This window comes from Serratia sp. SCBI (assembly GCF_000747565.1).
Classification (GTDB): Bacteria; Pseudomonadota; Gammaproteobacteria; order Enterobacterales; family Enterobacteriaceae; genus Serratia; species Serratia ureilytica.
The window spans coordinates 759028-778135 of record NZ_CP003424.1 but is presented as its reverse complement, the minus strand read 5'-3'; the positions used below and the strand labels follow the sequence as shown (position 1 = coordinate 778135).

Annotated in this window: 15 protein-coding genes; 1 reads left to right on the top strand and 14 read right to left on the bottom strand. The window is 58.6% G+C overall.

What is annotated here, in order from left to right:
- From ftsW to mraZ, 9 genes are read right to left on the bottom strand one after another with little or no spacing between them, the layout of a single operon-like run.
- Positions 1–1203, bottom strand: a complete 1203-nt coding sequence (gene ftsW, locus SERRSCBI_RS03485; RefSeq protein ID WP_015376649.1) for a cell division protein FtsW — start codon at positions 1201–1203, stop codon at positions 1–3.
- Positions 1200–2519, bottom strand: coding sequence for a UDP-N-acetylmuramoyl-L-alanine--D-glutamate ligase (murD, locus tag SERRSCBI_RS03480; protein ID WP_042783688.1), 1320 nt, complete (start codon positions 2517–2519; stop codon positions 1200–1202). The genes ftsW and murD overlap by 4 nt, the downstream gene beginning before the upstream one ends.
- 2 nt (positions 2520–2521) lie before the next feature.
- Positions 2522–3604 (bottom strand): phospho-N-acetylmuramoyl-pentapeptide-transferase, encoded by a 1083-nt coding sequence (gene mraY / locus SERRSCBI_RS03475; RefSeq protein ID WP_004932782.1) that lies wholly within the window; start codon positions 3602–3604, stop codon positions 2522–2524.
- Entirely contained in the window at positions 3598–4959 is a 1362-nt protein-coding gene (gene murF / locus SERRSCBI_RS03470; protein ID WP_042783687.1) for a UDP-N-acetylmuramoyl-tripeptide--D-alanyl-D-alanine ligase, read from the bottom strand. The genes mraY and murF overlap by 7 nt, the downstream gene beginning before the upstream one ends.
- Positions 4956–6443: a UDP-N-acetylmuramoyl-L-alanyl-D-glutamate--2,6-diaminopimelate ligase gene (murE, locus tag SERRSCBI_RS03465; protein WP_038873471.1), complete on the bottom strand. Its 1488-nt coding sequence runs from the start codon at positions 6441–6443 to the stop codon at positions 4956–4958. The genes murF and murE overlap by 4 nt, the downstream gene beginning before the upstream one ends.
- On the bottom strand, positions 6430–8193 hold the full coding sequence (locus SERRSCBI_RS03460; protein ID WP_004932790.1) for a peptidoglycan glycosyltransferase FtsI: 1764 nt from the start codon (positions 8191–8193) through the stop codon (positions 6430–6432). The genes murE and SERRSCBI_RS03460 overlap by 14 nt, the downstream gene beginning before the upstream one ends.
- 42 nt (positions 8194–8235) lie before the next feature.
- Entirely contained in the window at positions 8236–8556 is a 321-nt protein-coding gene (ftsL, locus tag SERRSCBI_RS03455) for a cell division protein FtsL (RefSeq protein WP_033651674.1), read from the bottom strand.
- Entirely contained in the window at positions 8553–9494 is a 942-nt protein-coding gene (gene rsmH / locus SERRSCBI_RS03450) for a 16S rRNA (cytosine(1402)-N(4))-methyltransferase RsmH (RefSeq protein ID WP_042783686.1), read from the bottom strand. Before rsmH ends, ftsL begins: the two co-directional genes overlap by 4 nt.
- 2 nt (positions 9495–9496) lie before the next feature.
- Positions 9497–9955, bottom strand: a complete 459-nt coding sequence (gene mraZ / locus SERRSCBI_RS03445; protein ID WP_004932796.1) for a division/cell wall cluster transcriptional repressor MraZ — start codon at positions 9953–9955, stop codon at positions 9497–9499.
- Positions 9956–10816: 861 nt separating this feature from the next.
- Between mraZ and SERRSCBI_RS03440 the strand changes: the two genes are divergently transcribed.
- Positions 10817–11257 (top strand): L-alanine exporter AlaE, encoded by a 441-nt coding sequence (locus SERRSCBI_RS03440; RefSeq protein ID WP_033651675.1) that lies wholly within the window; start codon positions 10817–10819, stop codon positions 11255–11257.
- A gap of 34 nt (positions 11258–11291) precedes the next feature.
- On the opposite strand, the gene cra is transcribed toward SERRSCBI_RS03440, so the two are convergent.
- From cra to leuO, 5 genes are all read right to left on the bottom strand, one after another.
- Positions 11292–12296, bottom strand: a complete 1005-nt coding sequence (gene cra / locus SERRSCBI_RS03435; protein ID WP_004932801.1) for a catabolite repressor/activator — start codon at positions 12294–12296, stop codon at positions 11292–11294.
- 218 nt (positions 12297–12514) lie between these two features.
- Entirely contained in the window at positions 12515–13006 is a 492-nt protein-coding gene (gene ilvN / locus SERRSCBI_RS03430) for an acetolactate synthase small subunit (RefSeq protein WP_004932806.1), read from the bottom strand.
- A 2-nt stretch (positions 13007–13008) separates the two neighbouring features.
- Positions 13009–14727 carry an acetolactate synthase 3 large subunit gene (gene ilvI / locus SERRSCBI_RS03425; protein ID WP_028127857.1) on the bottom strand — a complete coding sequence of 573 codons (1719 nt, stop codon included), beginning with the start codon at positions 14725–14727 and terminating at the stop codon, positions 13009–13011.
- A gap of 315 nt (positions 14728–15042) precedes the next feature.
- Positions 15043–16851, bottom strand: a complete 1809-nt coding sequence (locus SERRSCBI_RS03420) for a long-chain fatty acid--CoA ligase (protein ID WP_033641850.1) — start codon at positions 16849–16851, stop codon at positions 15043–15045.
- 465 nt (positions 16852–17316) lie between these two features.
- Positions 17317–18264: a transcriptional regulator LeuO gene (gene leuO, locus SERRSCBI_RS03415; protein WP_033641849.1), complete on the bottom strand. Its 948-nt coding sequence runs from the start codon at positions 18262–18264 to the stop codon at positions 17317–17319.
- Positions 18265–19108: the final 844 nt, after the last annotated feature.

Below are 19108 nucleotides of genomic sequence, written 5' to 3'. Positions count from 1 at the left end.
TTACCTCTTCACAAACGCCTGAGCCTTGGTCAGGCGCGTTTCATAATCAATTCGCAGCAACAGCACGATCGCCGTCGACATAATCAGCAAGCTCGAGCCGCCGTAACTGATCAGCGGCAGCGTCAGACCTTTGGTCGGCAGCATGCCCGCGGCAGCGCCGACGTTAACCAGCGCCTGGAAGCTGAACCACACGCCGATCGCGCAGGCCAGGAAGCCGGAGAAGCGTTGGTCGATCTCCAGCGCGCGGCGCCCGATGGACATCGCGCGAAAAGCGACGAAGAATACCATTAACAGGGCTAAAACCACACCGATATAGCCCAGTTCTTCACCCAAAATGGAGAAGATGAAGTCGGTGTGCGCTTCCGGCAAATACTCCAGTTTCTGCACCGAGTTGCCGAGCCCCTGCCCCCAGAACTCGCCGCGGCCGAATGCCATCAGCGACTGGGTCAACTGGTAGCCGCTGCCGAACGGGTCGGCCCACGGGTTCCAGAACGAGGTCACGCGGCGCATACGGTACGGTTCCGCGATAATCAGCAGCACCACGGCGAACACGCCGGAGCCGATGATCGCCAAGAACTGCCACATTTTCGCGCCGGCCAGGAACAGCATCGCCAGCGTGGTGATGAACAGCACCACCACGGTGCCGAGATCCGGCTGCGCCAGCAGCAGCACCGCCAGCACCACCATGACGCCCATCGGCTTACAGAAGCCCCAGAAGTTGCTGCGCACCTCTTCCACCTTGCGCACCAGATAGCTCGCCAGGTAGCAGAACAGCGACAGCTTGGACAGCTCCGCCGGCTGAATACGCAGCGGGCCGAGCGCGATCCAGCGCGAGGCCCCGTTCACCGAGCTCCCCACCACCAGGACGATCAGCAGCATCACGATCGACATCAGCAGCATCACGTTGCTGTAGCGCTGCCAAACTTCCATCGGGATGCGCAGCGTCACCAACGACAGGCCGAACGCCAGGCCGAGGTACAGCGCATCGCGTTTGGCGAACAGGAACGGATCGTCCGCCAGGCGTTGGCCGATCGGCATCGACGCCGAGGTCACCATCACGAAGCCGATGATCGCCAACCCGAAGGTCAGCCACAGCAGGGTGCGATCGTACAGCACCATGTTGACCGCGTCGTTGTCGCGCGCGCCGGTCACCCAGTCTTTCAGCCGTTCTGTCAGCCCGAAGTTCGGCAAGCGTAGTTTCATCCGCCAAGCTCCTGCGCCAGGCGGGCGAACTCATCGCCGCGCACTTCAAAATTACGGAACTGATCGAGACTGGCGCAGGCCGGCGACAACAGCACCATATCGCCGGGCTGTACGCGGCCGGCGATGGTGCGCATCGCCTGCTCCATGGTCTCGGTCAGCGTCGCCACTTCCGGCCGCAGCTGCGCCAGCTGGGCGCCGTCGCGGCCAAAGCAATACAGCCGCACGTTGTCGCCCTGCAGATAGCGCGCCAGCGGCGAGAAATCGGCGGACTTGCCGTCGCCGCCCAGCAGCAGATGCAGCGTGCCGTCCACCTGCAGGCCGTTCAGTGCCGCTTCGGTGCTGCCGACGTTGGTGGCTTTGGAATCGTTGATCCAACGCACGCCGTTGTGCTCCCAGGCCAGCTGGAAGCGGTGCGCCAGGCCGGTGAAGGTGGTCAACGCCTTCAGGCTGGAGGCACGCGGGATATTGACCGCATCCGCCAACGCCAGCGCCGCCAGGGCGTTGGTGTAGTTGTGGCGGCCGGTCAGCTTCATCTCGCGCGTGTTCAGCACCTTCTCACCGCGCACCCGCAGCCAGGTTTCGCCCTGCTGACGGTTCAGGTGATAGTCGCCCACGTCCGCCCCGAAGCTAACGCAGCGTTCGTCGGCGCCGCGCACCGGCATGGTCAGCGCATCGTCCGCGTTCACCACGCACACCGCGGCGTTTTCATACACGCGCAGCTTGGCGCCGCGATACTGCTGCAGGCCGAACGGATAGCGATCCATATGATCTTCGGTCACGTTCAGGATGGTCGCCGCCGCCGCCCGCAGGCTATGCGTCGTTTCCAGCTGGAAGCTGGACAGCTCCAGCACATAAAGCTGACATTCCTGGCGCAACAGGCTCAGCGCCGGCAGGCCGATATTGCCGCCCACGCCCACCGCCCAACCGGCGGCTTTCGCCATCTCGCCCACCAGGGTGGTGACGGTGCTCTTGCCGTTGGAGCCGGTAATCGCCACGATCGGCGCCTGCGCCTCGCGGCAGAACAGTTCGACGTCGCCGACGATTTCCACGCCGGCGTCAGCCGCGGCGCTCAATGCCGGGGTCGCCAGCGCGACGCCCGGGCTGGCGACGATCAGATCCGCCGCCAGCAGCCAGTCCTGGTTCAGATCGCCCAGATGGCGCTCCACGCTTTCAGGCAGTTTGTCCAACCCTGGCGGCGCGATACGGGTATCCATCACGCGCGGCGTCACGCCGCGCGCCATGAAGAAATCGACACAGGACAGGCCGGTGAGGCCCAACCCGATGATGACGACTTTTCTACCCTGATAGTCTGCCATGATTAACGCACCTTCAGCGTTGCCAGGCCAATCAGCACCAGCATCAGCGAAATGATCCAGAAGCGCACGATCACGCGCGGCTCCGGCCAGCCTTTCAATTCATAGTGATGGTGAATCGGCGCCATGCGGAAAATGCGTTGTCCGCGCAGCTTGAACGATCCCACCTGCAGGATCACCGACAGCGTCTCTACCACGAACACGCCGCCCATGATCACCAACAAAAACTCCTGGCGCAGCAGCACCGCGATGGTGCCCAGCGCGCCGCCCAGCGCCAGCGAACCGACGTCGCCCATAAACACCTGCGCCGGGTAGGTGTTGAACCACAGGAAGCCGAGGCCGGCGCCGACGATGGCGGTGCAGACGATCACCAACTCACCGGCATGACGCAGATACGGAATATGCAGGTAGTTGGCGAAGTTCATGTTACCGGTCGCCCAGGCTACCAGCGCGAAACCGGCCGCCACGAATACCGTCGGCATAATCGCCAGGCCGTCCAGACCGTCGGTCAGGTTGACCGCGTTGCTGGTGCCGACGATGACGAAATAGGCCAGCAGGATGTACAGCAGGCCCAGCTGCGGCATCACGTCCTTAAAGAACGGCACAACCAGCTCGGTGGCTGGCGTGTCTTTTCCTACGGCGTACATGGCGAATGCGACAATCAGCGCAATCACCGACTGCCAGAAATACTTCCAGCGGGCGATCAGTCCTTTGGTGTCCTTACGCACCACCTTGCGGTAGTCATCGACGAAACCGACGATGCCGTAACCCACCAGCACAAACAGCACGCACCAGACATACGGGTTGGACGGGTAGGCCCACATCAGCACCGAAATGGTGATGGAGGTCAGGATCATGATGCCGCCCATGGTCGGCGTGCCGCGCTTGCTGAAGTGCGACTCGGGGCCGTCGTTACGCACCACCTGGCCGAAGGACATTTCTTGCAGACGCTTGATCACCCGCGGGCCCATCCACAGCGACAGGAACAGCGCGGTCAGCAGGCTGACAATGGCTCGGAACGTCAGATAAGAAAAGACGTTGAAGCCTGAGTAATACTTGACCAAATGCTCGGCCAGCCAAACTAACATGGTGCTTTCTCCTGTAACGCGCGTACTACCTGCTCCATTGCGGCACTACGTGAACCTTTGATTAACACGGTGATGACCGCATGTTCCGACAGTAATTCCGCCACGCGCGCGATCACTGCTGTCTTGTCCTGATAATGTTCGCCGTTGCCGGAAGACTCGCTCAGCACGCGGCTCAACGCGCCGACGCTGATCACTTTATCGACCCCGGCCTGGCGGGCGGCTTCACCCACCTGACGGTGGCACTCTTCCGCTTCTGCGCCCAGCTCGGCCATATCGCCGACCACCATCACGCGGTAGCCCGGCATCTCCGCCAGCACCTGCGCCGCCGCGGTCATCGACCCGACGTTGGCGTTGTAGCTGTCGTCCAGCAGCAGCTTGCCTTCGGCCAGCGCCACCGGGAACAAACGCCCCGGCACCGCCTGCAATTGTTTTAACCCCTGACGCACCGCTTCCAGGGTAGCGCCCACCGACATCGCCAGCGCCGTGGCCGCCAACGCGTTAGCCACGTTGTGGCGCCCCGGCAGCGGCAGCGCGATCTCGGCGGTGCCGAACGGGCTGTGCAGCGTGAACTGCGTGCCTGCGCCGTTCACCCGCACGTCGTCCGCGAAGAAGTCCACGCCTTCGGCGGCCTGCGGCGAGAAGCGCCAGACGGTTTTGCCGCCCAGCATGCTCTGCCAGTGCGGCCAGTCGTTGTTATCGGCGTTGATGATCGCCACGCCGTCGGCCGGCAGGCCGGTAAAGATTTCACCTTTCGCCTGGGCGACGCCGGCCAGCGAGCCGAAGCCTTCCAGGTGCGCGGCCGCCAGGTTGTTCACCAAAGCGGTCTGCGGACGCGTCAATGCGGTGGTGTAAGCAATTTCGCCAATGTGGTTAGCGCCCAGCTCTATCACGGCAAAATCATGCTGCGGCTCCAGACGCAACAGCGTCAACGGCACGCCGATGTCGTTATTGAAGTTGCCGGCGGTATACAGCACTTCGCCGCATTCACGCAGAATGGCGGCGGTCATTTCTTTCACCGATGTCTTGCCCGAGGAGCCGGTCAGCGCCACCACGCGCGCCGGCACCTGCTGACGCACCCAGGCGCCAAGCTGCCCCAGCGCCAGACGGGTGTCTTTCACCACCAGCTGCGGCACGTCCACCAATAAGCGCTTACTGACCAGCAACGCCCCGGCGCCTGCGGCTACGGCATCCGCCGCAAAGTCGTGAGCGTCGAAACGCTCGCCTTTCAGCGCCACAAACAGGCAACCGGCGGTCACCTTGCGGGTGTCTGTCGTCACCTCGACAATTTGGCAATCGGCGCCGATCGATTCAGCGCTCAATACCTCAGCCAGTGTCTGAAGAGAGACAGGGATCATGCCAGCACCCCCAGCAGTCGGGCGACCGTCGTGCGGTCGGAGTAATCCAGGCGGCGGTTGCCCACCAGCTGATAATCTTCGTGGCCTTTGCCCGCCACCAACACCACATCCTGCTCCTGCGCCTGCATGATGGCGCTGGTCACCGCTTCGGCGCGGCCGTGGATCACCAGCGCTTGCCCGGCATCCAGCAATCCGGTCAGGATATCGTTGATAATCGCGCGCGGCTCTTCGGTACGCGGGTTGTCATCGGTGATCACCACGCGATCGGCGAACTGCTCGGCGATGCCGCCCATCAGCGGACGCTTGCCCTTGTCGCGATCGCCGCCGCAGCCGAAGACGCACCACAGCTGCCCCTGGCAGTGCAGGCGCGCCGCTTCCAGCGCTTTCTCCAGCGCATCCGGCGTGTGGGCGTAATCCACCACGACCGTCGGTTTGCCCGGCGCGTTAAACACTTCCATGCGGCCGCAGACCGGCTGCAGACGGTTGCCGGTTTCCACCAGCGCCTCCAGCGGGTAGCCCAGCGACAGCAGCGTCGCCAATGCCAACAGCAGGTTGCTGACGTTGAAAGCGCCCATCAGGCGGCTTTCGATCTCGCCGTCGCCCCAGCTGGAGCTGAACCGAACCGTGGCGCCGTTGTCGTGATAATCGACCGCCGTGGTTTTCAGCCAGCGGCCGTGGCAGCCCGGCTGCAGGTTGCCCTGCATCGTCACCGCCACCGCATCCGGCAGCTTGCTCAGCCAGCGCTGGCCGACTTCATCGTCGGCGTTGATGATCGCCTGCCCCACATTGTGGGCGGCGAACAGCGACCATTTGGCCGCCTCGTAATTGGCCATGTCACCGTGGTAATCCAGGTGATCGCGGCTCAGGTTGGTGAAGACCGCGGCAGCGAACGGCAGCGCCGCCACCCGGTGTTGCACCAAACCGTGGGATGAGACTTCCATCGCGGCGAAGGTCGCGCCCTGTTCCGCCAAGTCGTTTAATACGTGTTGAACATCCACCGCAGAACCGGTGGTATTCTCGGTCGGGCAGACCTGGCCCAGCAGACCGTTGCCGACGGTGCCCATCACCGCGCTGGTTTCGCCCAGCAGTTGGCTCCACTGCGCCAACAACTGTGTGGTGGTGGTTTTGCCGTTGGTGCCGGTCACGCCGACCAGCCGCAGACGCTCGCCCGGCTGATGGTAAAAACGCCCGGCCAGCGCGGAAAGGCGCTGGTTCAGTTGGCTCAGATAGATCACCGGCACGCCGTGCATCTCAACGATAGCGCCGTCTTCGGCCTGACCGTCAGCTTCGGCGATCACGGCGGCGACGCCCTGCGCAATGGCCTGCGGAATATAGCGGCGTCCATCCGTTTGATGGCCGACCACGGCGACAAACAGATCCCCGGCAGCCGCCACACGGCTGTCTAATGTCATTTCCCGCAGCGCGCGCCCGGGCGCCGTCGGCACCCACGGGGCGAGTAAGTCGCGCAAATTACGATCTGCCACCTGAACCCTCTTTCTTGTTAATCACTAATTCGCTTTTGTCACCGGTGGGCAACGCGTCAGGCTCGACGTTCATGGTGCGCAATACGCCGCCCATGATGGCGCCGAACACCGGCGCGGAGATTGCGCCACCATAGTATTTCCCACCCTGCGGGTCGTTGATGACGACCACCAGGGCAAAACGGGGGTTACTTGCCGGCGCGACGCCGGCGGTATAAGCGATGTATCGGTTGACGTATTTGCCGTCCGGGCCCACTTTTTTCGCGGTACCGGTTTTGATGGCGATACGGTATCCCTTGATGGCGGCTTTCACGCCGCCGCCGCCCGGCAAGGCCACGCTTTCCATCATGTGCACCACGGTGCGCACCAGAGGTTCAGGGAAAACGCGTTCGCCGGCGACCGGAGGGTCAACCTTGGTGATCGACAATGGGCGATACACGCCCAGACTGCCGATCGTTGCATAGACTCGCGCCAACTGTAACGGAGTTACCATCAGCCCGTAGCCGAAAGAGAAGGTGGCCCTCTCTATGTCAGACCACCGTTGTTTTTTTGGGTATATGCCACTGCTTTCTCCGACCAGCCCCAAATTGGTCGCTTTTCCCAGCCCAAAACGAGAGTAAGTATCTACTAACGCTGAGGACGGCATCGCTAACGCCAGCTTTGAAACACCGACGTTACTCGACTTCTGCAAGATCCCGGTCAATGACAGCTCCGAGTACCGCGCCACGTCTTTGATCTCGTGGCCCTGAATGCGATACGGGATGGTGTTCAGCACGCTGTTTTCTCTCACCACGCCGTTTTGCAGCGCGGTCATCACCACCATTGGCTTCACGGTTGAACCGGGTTCAAAAATATCGGTGATAGCGCGGTTACGCATGGTTTCTTTCGGCGTACCGGCCATGTTGTTCGGGTTGTAAGACGGGCTGTTGGCCATCGCCAGCACTTCGCCAGTGTTCACGTCGATCAGCACCGCAGTGCCCGATTCGGCCTTGTTGAACGCCACGGCGTTGTTCAGCTCGCGATACACCAGCGCCTGCAGGCGCTCATCGACGCTCAGCACCAGGTTATGCGCCGCCTGGCTATCGACGGAGGAGATATCTTCAATCACTCGGCCGAAGCGATCCTTGCGCACCGTTCTCTCGCCCGGTTGCCCGGTCAGCCAGCGATCGAAGCTCTTCTCGACGCCTTCGATGCCTTGCCCGTCGATGTTGGTCACGCCGATGATGTGCGACGTCACCTGCCCCGCCGGGTAGTAACGGCGCGACTCCTGCCGCAGGTAGATCCCCGGCAGCTTGAGTTTGTGGATGTAGTCGCCGATCGCCGGGTTAACCTGGCGCGCCAGATAAACGAAGCGCCCTTTCGGGTTGGCGTTGATGCGGTTGGAAAGCTGGTCCAGCGGGATGTTGAGCGCATCGGAAAGCGCTTTCCAACGGCTGTCCAGCGTGATGCCGCCGCGTTCGTTCAGCTCTTTCGGATCGGCCCACACCGCATTCACCGGCACGCTGACCGCCAACGGGCGGCCGGCGCGATCGCTGATCATGCCGCGCGCGGTCGGCACTTCCTGCACGCGCAGCGAACGCATGTCGCCTTCTTTCACCAGACGATCGGGGTTGATGACCTGCAGGTACGCGACGCGCAGCATCAGGCCAACCATCGCCAGCAAAATGCAGCCGCACAGCAACGCAAAACGCCAGCTGACAAAGCTGGCCTGATCTTCCTGGCGTCTCAACTTACCGGGGCGCGCTGCTTTCATGCGTTTCCTTTCTACTCCGTGTCATTATTCCGGTTAAACCATTCATTGTTTAACGATGATATTTTCCTGCGATGGATCAACGTGTTGCATCTGCAGTTTTTCTGTCGCGATACGTTCAACCCGGCTGTGATCGCCGAGGGCGTTCTCTTCTAAAATCAGGTTGCGCCACTCGATATCCAGCGCATCGCGCTCCAGAACCAGCTGCTCGCGTTCGGCGGTCAGCAGGCGGGTGCGGTGCGCGGTGGTCACCACGAAAATCGCGGAGACCAGTGACGCAATCAGTAAAATCATGGGGATCTTGGCGTTGCGCAGCAGATCGCCGCCAATCACCCCGACCAGGCCGTGACGTTCGTTGCCAATCACGCGGGCATCCTCTCAGCAATGCGCAGCACCGAGCTGCGCGCACGCGGGTTGTCCGCCACTTCCGCTTCCGACGGCATCATTTTGCCCAGCGCTTTCAGCGTTCGCCCGCCCATGCCGCGCAGTTGCTCCTCGGTCAACGGAATGCCCGCCGGCACCTGGGCGCCGCGGCTGTGGTGTCGCATAAAGCGTTTGACGATGCTGTCTTCCAGCGAATGGAAGCTGATGATCGACAAACGGCCCTGCGGGGCCAGCACTTCCAGCGCGCCGTCGAGCGCACGCTCGATCTCTTCCAGCTCGCTGTTGATATAAATGCGGATCGCCTGGAAGCTGCGCGTCGCCGGATGCTTGTGCTTTTCACGGAACGGGCTGGCATCGGCGATCAGATCCGCCAGCTCTTTGGTGCGCGTCATCGGCTCCACGCGGTTTCTTTCGACGATGGCGCGCGCGATGCGCTTGGCGAAACGCTCTTCGCCGAAGGTTTTCAGCACCCAGGCGATGTCGTCCGCTTCGGCCTTCATCAGCCACTCTGCGGCAGACAGGCCGGTGGACGGATCCATGCGCATGTCCAGCGGACCGTCGCGCATAAAGGAGAACCCGCGCTCCGCGTCGTCAAGCTGCGGCGAGGAAACGCCCAGATCGAGCAGAACGCCGTCGATCTTGCCCATCAGCTCGCGCTCCCGCACATAGTGCGACAACTCGGAAAATGGGCCGTGTACGATGGTAAAACGAGGATCTTCAATAGATTTGGCGGCTGCAATCGCCTGAGGGTCACGGTCAATTGCCAGCAACCGCCCTTCCGGCCCCAGTTGGGACAGAATCAGACGAGAATGGCCACCGCGACCAAAAGTACCGTCGATATATATGCCGTTGCTGCGGATATTGAGGCCGTTGACGGCTTCGTCCAGCAGGACGGTGGTGTGTTTATAGTTTTCCAACATGCTTATAGCGACAAGTCCTGTAGCCGCTCAGACAACGGTTCCTGAGTCGACTGTTCAGCGTCAATATCATCCTTGACTTGTTGATACCAGGTCTGTTCATCCCACAGTTCAAACTTGTTGAACTGACCGACCAGCATCACTTCTTTCGTGAGCCCGGCGTGTTGCCGCAGCGTACTGGCTAACAGCAAACGACCGGCACTATCCATCTGACACTCACTGGCATGTCCCAACAGCAGGCGCTGAACGCGGCGCTCGGCGGGATTCATGCTCGACAGACGTGATAATTTTTGTTCAATAATTTCCCATTCGGGCAAAGGATAAAGCAGCAGGCAGGGCTGATGGAGGTCAATGGTACAGACCATTTGGCCTTGCGATTCCTCGTTGAGCAATTCCCGATATCGGGTAGGTACGGCGAGCCGCCCTTTGCTGTCGAGGTTGACCATCGTCGCTCCACGGAACATTCCTGAGCTACCCCTTAGTGACCGTTTTCACCACTTTACCCCACAAATTCCCACACAATGGAGTTTACGGAGGGTATGAAAACCTTGTCAAGCCAGAGCGCCAGCGCTTTGGCAATATTTCTCTGGTCATTTTGGGAGCTGACTCGCGAAAGAAACTCTGATTATTCGACGATTAAAAATTAACACCATGATAAACGGAGAGAATTTTCTAGGCGGAAAGAATCTGATTAAAAACCTGACGAACTGGCGATTAATTAACTCATTACTTCCTTCTGCAAGCCATGTCTCATTTTTCAGCTCGGCAATCTCAGGGCTGTAACCGCTGCCGCCCCGCGCGCGCCAAGGCTCGGCGCCTGACGAGTCGACCGCAGAATAAGGCCATAACTCCTTGAGTTAATAACGCTCAATCGTTATTCACCGTGAAACTGTGCGCTATTTTACTTCAATTTGCTCCGCCGTGATGAGAGCACGGCGAAAATAAATGGCTCGGATATTACGAGCAGAAGTAATTTCGATTTAAATCAATTTGGTAAGATTATTCCCAAAACACCTGTTTACAATTATGGTTTCATTTTCTTACACCTTTATTTCCACAATTTTTGCCGGAAAAATCCCCCCGCGGACACAAAAAATCGCAACAGCATGTTTTTAATAGGTTTATTTAAAAACACCGATTTTAATCTCTCTATCCCTTCCTGCGCCCCGGCCCTGCGGGACAAAAACCGAACAAATGTTAAAAATAAAATATAAACCTAGTTAAAAACACAAACCAGATCAGTAAACTATATAAAAAGCAAAAAACCAGAATTAACAACCACAAATTATAAAATTAACAGCACATTAACACAAAAGGAGAGATGCATGCTTTCGCCCGCCGCACACTGGCGCAGCGCCGCTGCCGATACGTTTGCACTGGTGGTGTACTGCTTTATCGCCGGTATGGCGATTGAAGTGTTAATCTCCGGTATGAGCTTCCAGCAATCCCTCTCTTCACGCCTGTTGTCGATCCCGGTCAACATTCTGATCGCCTGGCCTTATGGCCGCTATCGCGATCTGTTTATCCGCACGGCGCGCCGTTGCCCGCACGGCCAGTTCCTACTGCGCAATCTCGCCGATCTGCTGGCCTATGTCAGCTTCCAGTCGCCGGTTTATGCTGCAATTTTATGGAGCGTGGGCGCCGACGGCCAACAAATGCTGGCGGCGGTAACCAGCAATGCGCTGGTCTCCATGGCGATGGGCGTGGTGTATGGTTACTTCCTGGAATACTGCCGGCGGCTGTTTCGGGTGGCAGGTTACGTCTAAAGGGGCCCGCCAACGCGGGCCCCTGTCAGGCAAACTACTTGCGGCTCAGACTGCCGCGGCGGAACAGATTGCGGCGAATGCGCGTCAGCCCCGGCTTGGGTTTACGCGGTTCGTCCAGGCTGGCCAGCACCAGTTCCAGCACGCGCTCGGCCACGTCGCGATGGCGCTGCGCTACCGCCAATACCGGGCACTCAAGGAAATCCAACAGTTCATGATCGCCGAAGGTGGCGATCGCCAGATCGGTCGGCAAGCGGCCGCGTTGCTTCAGCGTCACGTCCATCACGCCCTGCAATAAAGAGAACGACGTGGTAAACAGCGCCTGCGGCATCGGGTGCGTTTTCAACCATTCGGCAAACAGCGCGCCGGCGGCTTCGCGTTCGTAGCTGTTGGCGTACAGGTAATCGACGTGGCGGGGATCCTCTTGCCAGGCCTGGCGGAAGCCCTGCTCACGCAGGAAGCTGACCGAAAGCTCCGGCAAGGCGCCCAGGTACAGCACCGACTCCGCCGGGAAGGTGCGCAGCTCCTGCGCCAACGCAAAAGCGTCTTCCTGATCGGCGCCCACAACGCTGATGAAATGCTCGCGATCCAGCGCGCGGTCCAGCGCGATGATCGGCAGCGGATCGTTGGCCCAGCGTTGATAGAAAGGATGCTCCGGCGGCAAGGCGGTGGAGACGATGATGGCGTCCACCTGACGCTGCAGCAGGTGCTCAATGCAGCGCATTTCGTTGTCCGGCTGATCTTCGGAACAGGCGATCAGCAATTGGTAACCCCGCTGGCGCGCCTGGCGCTCCAGGTAGTTGGCGATGCGGGTATAGCTGGTATTTTCCAGATCCGGGATCACCAGGCCGATAGAACGGGTGCGCCCGGCGCGCAGCCCCGCCGCGACGGCATTCGGGTGATAGTTATGCTCCCTGACCACGGCCATCACTTTCTCGACGGTTTTATCGCTGACACGATACTGCTTCGCCTTGCCGTTGATGACATAACTGGCCGTCGTGCGCGAAACGCCTGCGAGACGCGCGATTTCATCCAGTTTCACATTAACCCCTTAATGACGCTGAAAATAGAAGTGAAGGCTGTGCTCGGATTAACCATGGCATCCCGTGCGGTTATTCAATCCAGCCTCTGCGATCTAACAGCAGAAAACACTACCTAGCAACCGCTTTTGCCGAAAGGTGCCGGCAATCGGGCAAAAAATGCCGAAAAACAAAGGGCGCAGCCACGCCGCGCCCCCGATTATTCGCCGCCAGACCGCGCTCAGCGCATGATTTTGTCGCCGCGCGACACGCCGACCACGCCGGAACGCGCCACTTCCACAATCTCCGCCACTTCACGCACCGCGCTCAGGAAAGCGTCCAACTTGTCGCTAGTGCCGGCCAGCTGCACCGTATACAGCGTCGCCGTCACATCGACGATCTGGCCGCGGAAAATATCGGCGCAGCGTTTCACCTCTTCACGGCCGTAGCCGCTGGCCTGCAGCTTCACCAGCATGATCTCGCGTTCAACGTGAGCGCCCTGCACCAGCTCGCTGACGCGCAACACGTCCACCAGCTTGTGCAACTGCTTCTCAATCTGCTCCAGCACTTTCTCGTCGCCGACGGTCTGGATAGTCATGCGCGACAACGTCGGATCGTCGGTCGGCGCCACCGTCAGGCTCTCGATGTTGTAACCGCGCTGGGAGAACAACCCCACCACGCGCGACAGGGCGCCGGATTCGTTTTCCAGCAAGACAGATAAAATACGGCGCATGATCAGGTCCTCTCCGTTTTGCTAAGCCACATTTCGTCCATGCTTCCGCCGCGGATCTGCATCGGGTAGACATGTTCGGTTTCATCGACGGTCACGTCGACGAACACCAGCCGCTCTTTTTCCGCCAGCGCCTGCGCCAGCTTGCTTTCCAGCTCATCCGGCGTGCGGATGGCGATGCCGACATGGCCGTAAGCCTCGGCCAGCTTGACGAAGTCCGGCAGTGAATCCATGTAAGACTGCGAATGACGGCCGGAATAAATCATGTCCTGCCACTGCTTGACCATGCCCAGATAGCGGTTGTTGAGGTTCACCACCACCACCGGCAGGTTATATTGCAGCGCGGTGGACAGCTCCTGAATATTCATCTGAATACTGCCGTCGCCGGTCACGCACACCACGGTTTCCTCCGGCAGCGCCAGTTTGACGCCCAATGCCGCCGGCAGGCCGAAGCCCATGGTGCCGAGGCCGCCGGAGTTGATCCAACGGCGCGGTTTGTCGAACGGATAATAGAGTGCGGCGAACATCTGATGTTGGCCGACGTCCGAGGTGACATAGGCGTCGCCCTTGGTCAGGCGATGCAGGGTTTCAATCACCGCCTGCGGCTTGATGGTGCCGCTGTTTTTGTCGTAGCCCAGGCAGTCGCGGGCGCGCCACTGCTCGATAGACTGCCACCAATCGCGCAGCGCATCGTGATCCTGCGCTTTCTCGTCCTGCGCCAGCAGCTCCAGCATCTGCACCAGCACCTGCTTGGCATCGCCGACGATCGGGATATCGGCGTCCACCGTTTTGGAGATCGAGGTCGGATCGATATCGATGTGCAGCACGGTGGCATCCGGACAGTATTTGGCCAGATTGTTGGTCGTACGATCGTCGAAACGCACGCCGACGGCGAAGATCACGTCGGCATGGTGCATGGTTTTATTGGCTTCATAGGTGCCGTGCATGCCGAGCATGCCAACGCTCTGGCGGTGGGTACCGGGGAAGGCCCCCAACCCCATCAGGCTGCTGGTCACCGGCAGGTTCAACTGCTCCGCCAACGCCAACAGTTCGGCTTCGCAGCCGGCGTTGATCGCGCCGCCGCCGACGTACATCACCGGCTTTTTGGCCGCCAGAATGGTTTGCAGCGCGCGTTTGATTTGCCCGCGGTGGCCCTGCACCGTCGGGTTGTAAGAACGCATGCTCACGTCCTGCGGATAGGCATAAGGCATCCGCACCGCCGGGCCGACGATGTCTTTCGGCAGATCGATCACCACCGGGCCGGGGCGGCCGCTGGAGGCCAGGTAAAAGGCCTTCTTCAACACCGCCGGGATGTCTTCGGTGCGTTTTACCAGGAAGCTGTGTTTCACCACCGGCCGAGAAATCCCCACCATATCGCACTCCTGAAAGGCGTCGTAGCCGATCAGCGAGCTGGGCACCTGCCCCGACAGGACGACCATCGGGATCGAGTCCATATAAGCGGTAGCGATACCGGTAATAGCGTTGGTGGCGCCGGGGCCGGAGGTCACCAGCACCACGCCCACTTCGCCGGTGGCGCGCGCGTAACCGTCGGCCATGTGCACCGCACCTTGCTCGTGGCGCACCAGAATATGATCGATCCCTCCGACCGTATGCAGGGCGTCGTAGATATCGAGCACCGCCCCGCCGGGGTAGCCGAATACATGTTTAACGCCCTGATCGATCAACGATCGGACGACCATCTCGGCTCCTGACAACATCTCCATGGGTTTGCCTCCAGGCTTGCTTATTCTTCTCTGGCGCCGGAACGTAGCGCCTGCTGCGGGGCAATGCCCCTAAATTTTTATGGGTTGTCGCTATCGAATTAACATAACGTCAGAATATGGGGCAGGCAAACGGCAAAATGGCTTAACGGCGGCGGGGTTATTGCCAAGCGGCTGGAGATCGCGATTTTATAAAAACAATGCGCTAGCCCCAGGGGCGTCAGGCTAGGCATTGTTTCGAACAGAGGGAAAATTACAGAACTAAATCAGGCGAAGAATATGCCGTTTTTTCGCCGAACGCGCGGCCCGGCGGCGGCCTCAGCCCTGTTCCTGGTACATGGAGTCGATTTCACGCTGATAGCGCTGCAGGATCACTTTGCGGCGCAGCTTCAGCGTTGGCGTCAGCTCCCCCAGCTCCATGGAAAAGGCCGCCGGCAGCAGCGTGAACTTCTTCACCTGCTCGAAGCGCGCCAGCTCCTTTTGCATCTCGCGCAGACGCTTTTCGAACATCTCGAGGATTTCACCGTTGCGCAGCAGCTCCAGGCGATCCTGATACTTCAGGTTGACTGACTTCGCGTACTCTTCCAGCGACTCAAAGCACGGCACGATCAGCGCGGAAACGAACTTGCGCGCATCGGCGATGATCGCCACCTGCTCGATAAAGCGGTCCTGCGCCAGCGTGCCTTCCAGCATCTGCGGCGCGATGTATTTGCCGCCGGAGGTTTTCATCAAATCCTTAAGGCGCTCGGTGATGAACAGATTGCCCTCTTCATCGATCGCCCCGGCGTCGCCGGTTTTCAACCAGCCGTCTGCGGTAAAGGTCGCGGCGGTTTCCAACGGTTTGTTGAAATAGCCGCGCATCACGATCGGCCCGCGCACCTGGATTTCATTTTCTTCACCGATGCGCACCTCGACCTCCGGCAGCGGTTTGCCGATAGAGCCGAAGCGGAAATGCCCTTCTTCCCAGCAGGACACGGTCGCACAGGTTTCGGTCATGCCATAGCCGTACTTGATGTTGACGCCCATCGCCTGGAAAAACAGGATCACATTGTCATCCAGCTTGGCGCCCGCCGCCGGCAGGAAGCGCACCCGGCCGCCGAGGATGCCGCGCAGCTTGCTCAATACCAGCTTGTCGGCCCAGCGATGAGAGAGTTCGAACAGTTTACCCAACGGTTTGCCGGCCCGCTCCTGAAGGAACTTGCGCTCCCCGCAGACGATCGCCCAGTGGAACAGCGCGCGGCGCAGCCAAGGCGCGCGCGCCACTTTTTCATGCACCGCGCTGAAAATCTTCTCGTAGAAACGCGGTACCGCGCACATCAGCGTCGGGCGGACCTGCCCCATCGCTTCCCGTACCCAGTCAGTGTTCGGCAGGAAGACGTTCTGCGCGCCGGAATGCATGACAAAGAAGCTCCAGGCACGCTCGAACACATGCGACAGCGGCAGGAAACTGAGCGACACATCTTCTTCGCCAACCGTCAGTCTCTCATCATGCAGGTAGAGCTGCGCCGCCAGGTTGCGGTAATCCAGCATCACCCCTTTCGGCTCGCCGGTGGTGCCCGAGGTATAGATCAGGGTGAAGAGGTCCTGCAGGTCGCACTCTTCAATGCGCTGCCGACGTTGAGCGATAAAAGCCGCCGGATCGGCGGCATGCTCGAAGGCGCTCAGGTGTCGCGCTATCTCGCAGCCGCGCAGATCGGCATCTTGGTCAAACACGATAATATGGCGCAGCTGTGGGCAAACGCCGCGCAGCGCGATGGCCGCGTCCAACTGTGCCTGTTCGCCGACGAACAGTATGCGAATGTCGGCGTCGTTGATGACGAAGGCCGCCTGCGCCGGCGTATTGGTGGAATAGAGCGGCACGCTGACGCCGCGCAGGTGGAGAATCGCGAGATCGGCCAGCGACCAGGCCATGCCGTTATTGGCGAAAATGCCGATGCGCTCTTGCACTTCGGCCCCCAGGGCCAACAGCCCGGCGGCAATGCGATCGATGCGAACGGCGGCCTCTTCCCAGGTCAGTTGAAACTCGCCGTTGGGCGACCATTGGCGAAAAGCTGTGCGATCGGCTCGGTGGGTGATTTGATGCTGTATACGATGGATCAAATGGTATTGCAGCAGATTAGTGATCATAGTGCTCTAAGCCTGAAATGAATCATACAGTTAAGCCTGAACGACGCCTTACGGCCCTCATCTCAGCTTACACGTGTTTACTTTTTTCCGCGCAGTCTACCTACTCTCAGGCAGGGGGAAAAGCGATTTCAGCGTAGAAGTGTGAGCCAAAACTCAGGCCGGCTTTCGCGCTTTCATGGGTTGGACAGAACGGGAAGGAAAAGGTTTGTTGGCGACAATAAAACGCGGCCCATCCGGGCCGCCGCATCGAGTTAGTTTAAAATACCAGTCGTAAAGTAAAAATCAGAATATTAATTTATATTAATTATTTTTGGTAAACGAACCAACTCACCCTGAAAATAAGTTATTTAATCGCCGCAAAACCAAGAAACATCTTAATAAAAACCCAGATAGTTCTTAGTTTTTATCATGAGAAAAAAACGCTCAGTTGAATATTATCTTTATATATCCCCATTTTTTATCGCTTTACTTTGGGTTACCCGCCTCAATCAGGACGGACTTCATCCACTGGTGCCCTTTATCCCGTTCGGAGGATTCATGCCAGGAAAGATAGCAGGTCGCTTTATTGTGATTGGCGCACAAAGGAACCGCCTTTATTTTCAACGCCTCCGTCTGTTGCCGCACCAACCAGGCGGGCGCAATCGCCACCATTTCCGTTTGCGACACCATATTCAACACGCTGTAGAGATCCGTGCACTGTTGTGTCACGGCACGCAGCATCGGCTCCTCTAAATAGAAAGGTTTACTGAACGATCCAAAACTTTCCAGGGAAACCGCCGCATGCTGTTCGGCCAACATGTGTTCCGGCGTCACCTCCTCCCCTATTCGCGGGTGCGCCTGCGCAACCGCCAGCACTAATTCGTCGTCAAACATCGCCAGGCTGCGAAACTCCGCCGACTCGAAACGGCTGTAGCCGATGACAAATTCGACGTCCTGATAACGTAATTGATGTTCAATATTATTGTTAATGTATGACTTTATTTGCAGGTTAAGCTGCGGCGCTATCTGTTTGACGTGATTGATTATCCCGGCGCCCAGACGCAAATCGAGCGGGCTGCACAGCGACAGGGAGAACGCTCGCGTGCTGGTCAGCGGCTCAAACTCAGATCCCGGCAACTCATTTTGCACCAGCTGCAGCGCTTGCCGCACCGGCCCGAACAGCTGTCTGGCCCGCATGGTGGGCTGGATCCCGCGCCCGCAGCGCACGAACAGCTCGTCGTTGAACATCACCTTCAGACGCGCTACCGCGTTGCTCACCGCCGGCTGCGACATCCCTAACGAATTAGCGGCTCGCGTAATATTTTGCATTTGCATCACGGCGTCAAACACCGTCAGCAAATTAAGATCGACGCTGCGCAAATGGATGTCCGCCGGCTCTTTGACCATGGCGATTTCTGAATCATATTCAGCCATATTTCACTCCACTAAATCCTGTGTAGATAATCTAATCCTTATGCTCGACAAACAATGAAACGCCGCATTGTCTTATCTTTGCACGACAAATCCTGCCATTACCGTCATCAGCCGATAAAAAACCTCGTGTTATCGACACGATTTAAGTCGTATATGGAATGCATATCAGTCACTTCTACCGTCAGCAGGAAGAATGCCACCTGGGTGGTACTAATAATTAGGTATTAACAATGATTAATACAATTAAACAACGTAACCCCACTGTATGAGACAAACTATAAAAACACATCATAAGCAATCAAACCATCTAAAAACATCAATCGCTTTGTGTAAAATCGCATTATTTTGTTATATTATGACTAAAACAATCAATTAATCATATGAATTCAATTTAAATCATTCGCATTAAAAATGTTATTTTGTTTCCTCCCGTGATTAATCCTCCTTATTTTTTCATCACAAATCTTAACCCAACAAAATCCAGAAGCAATTAGCGCAGTATATATTCGATTCGTTTATGCTAAGCAGCGCGCAAACTGCTCCCATTTTTTCTCTATGGCGCCGCATTTTTACCGAATGATCCTCTGTTTGGACGCATAGCCGGTGCATTGTCCCCGCATTCAATCAGGTGTTGACATCGCCAGGCCAATCACGTATCAAATTAGGCAGACACCCAATTTAAGAGAAGCTGAACCATTATGATCCGTACTCACCGTCTACTAGGCCTACTACTCAACGCATCTTGTTTGCGCGGTATGCCTGTGGACGAAGTTCGGAGCTGACTCAGCCGATCACCCATAAGAAACCCGCGCTACTGCGCGGGTTTTTTTTTGCCCGCTTAGCG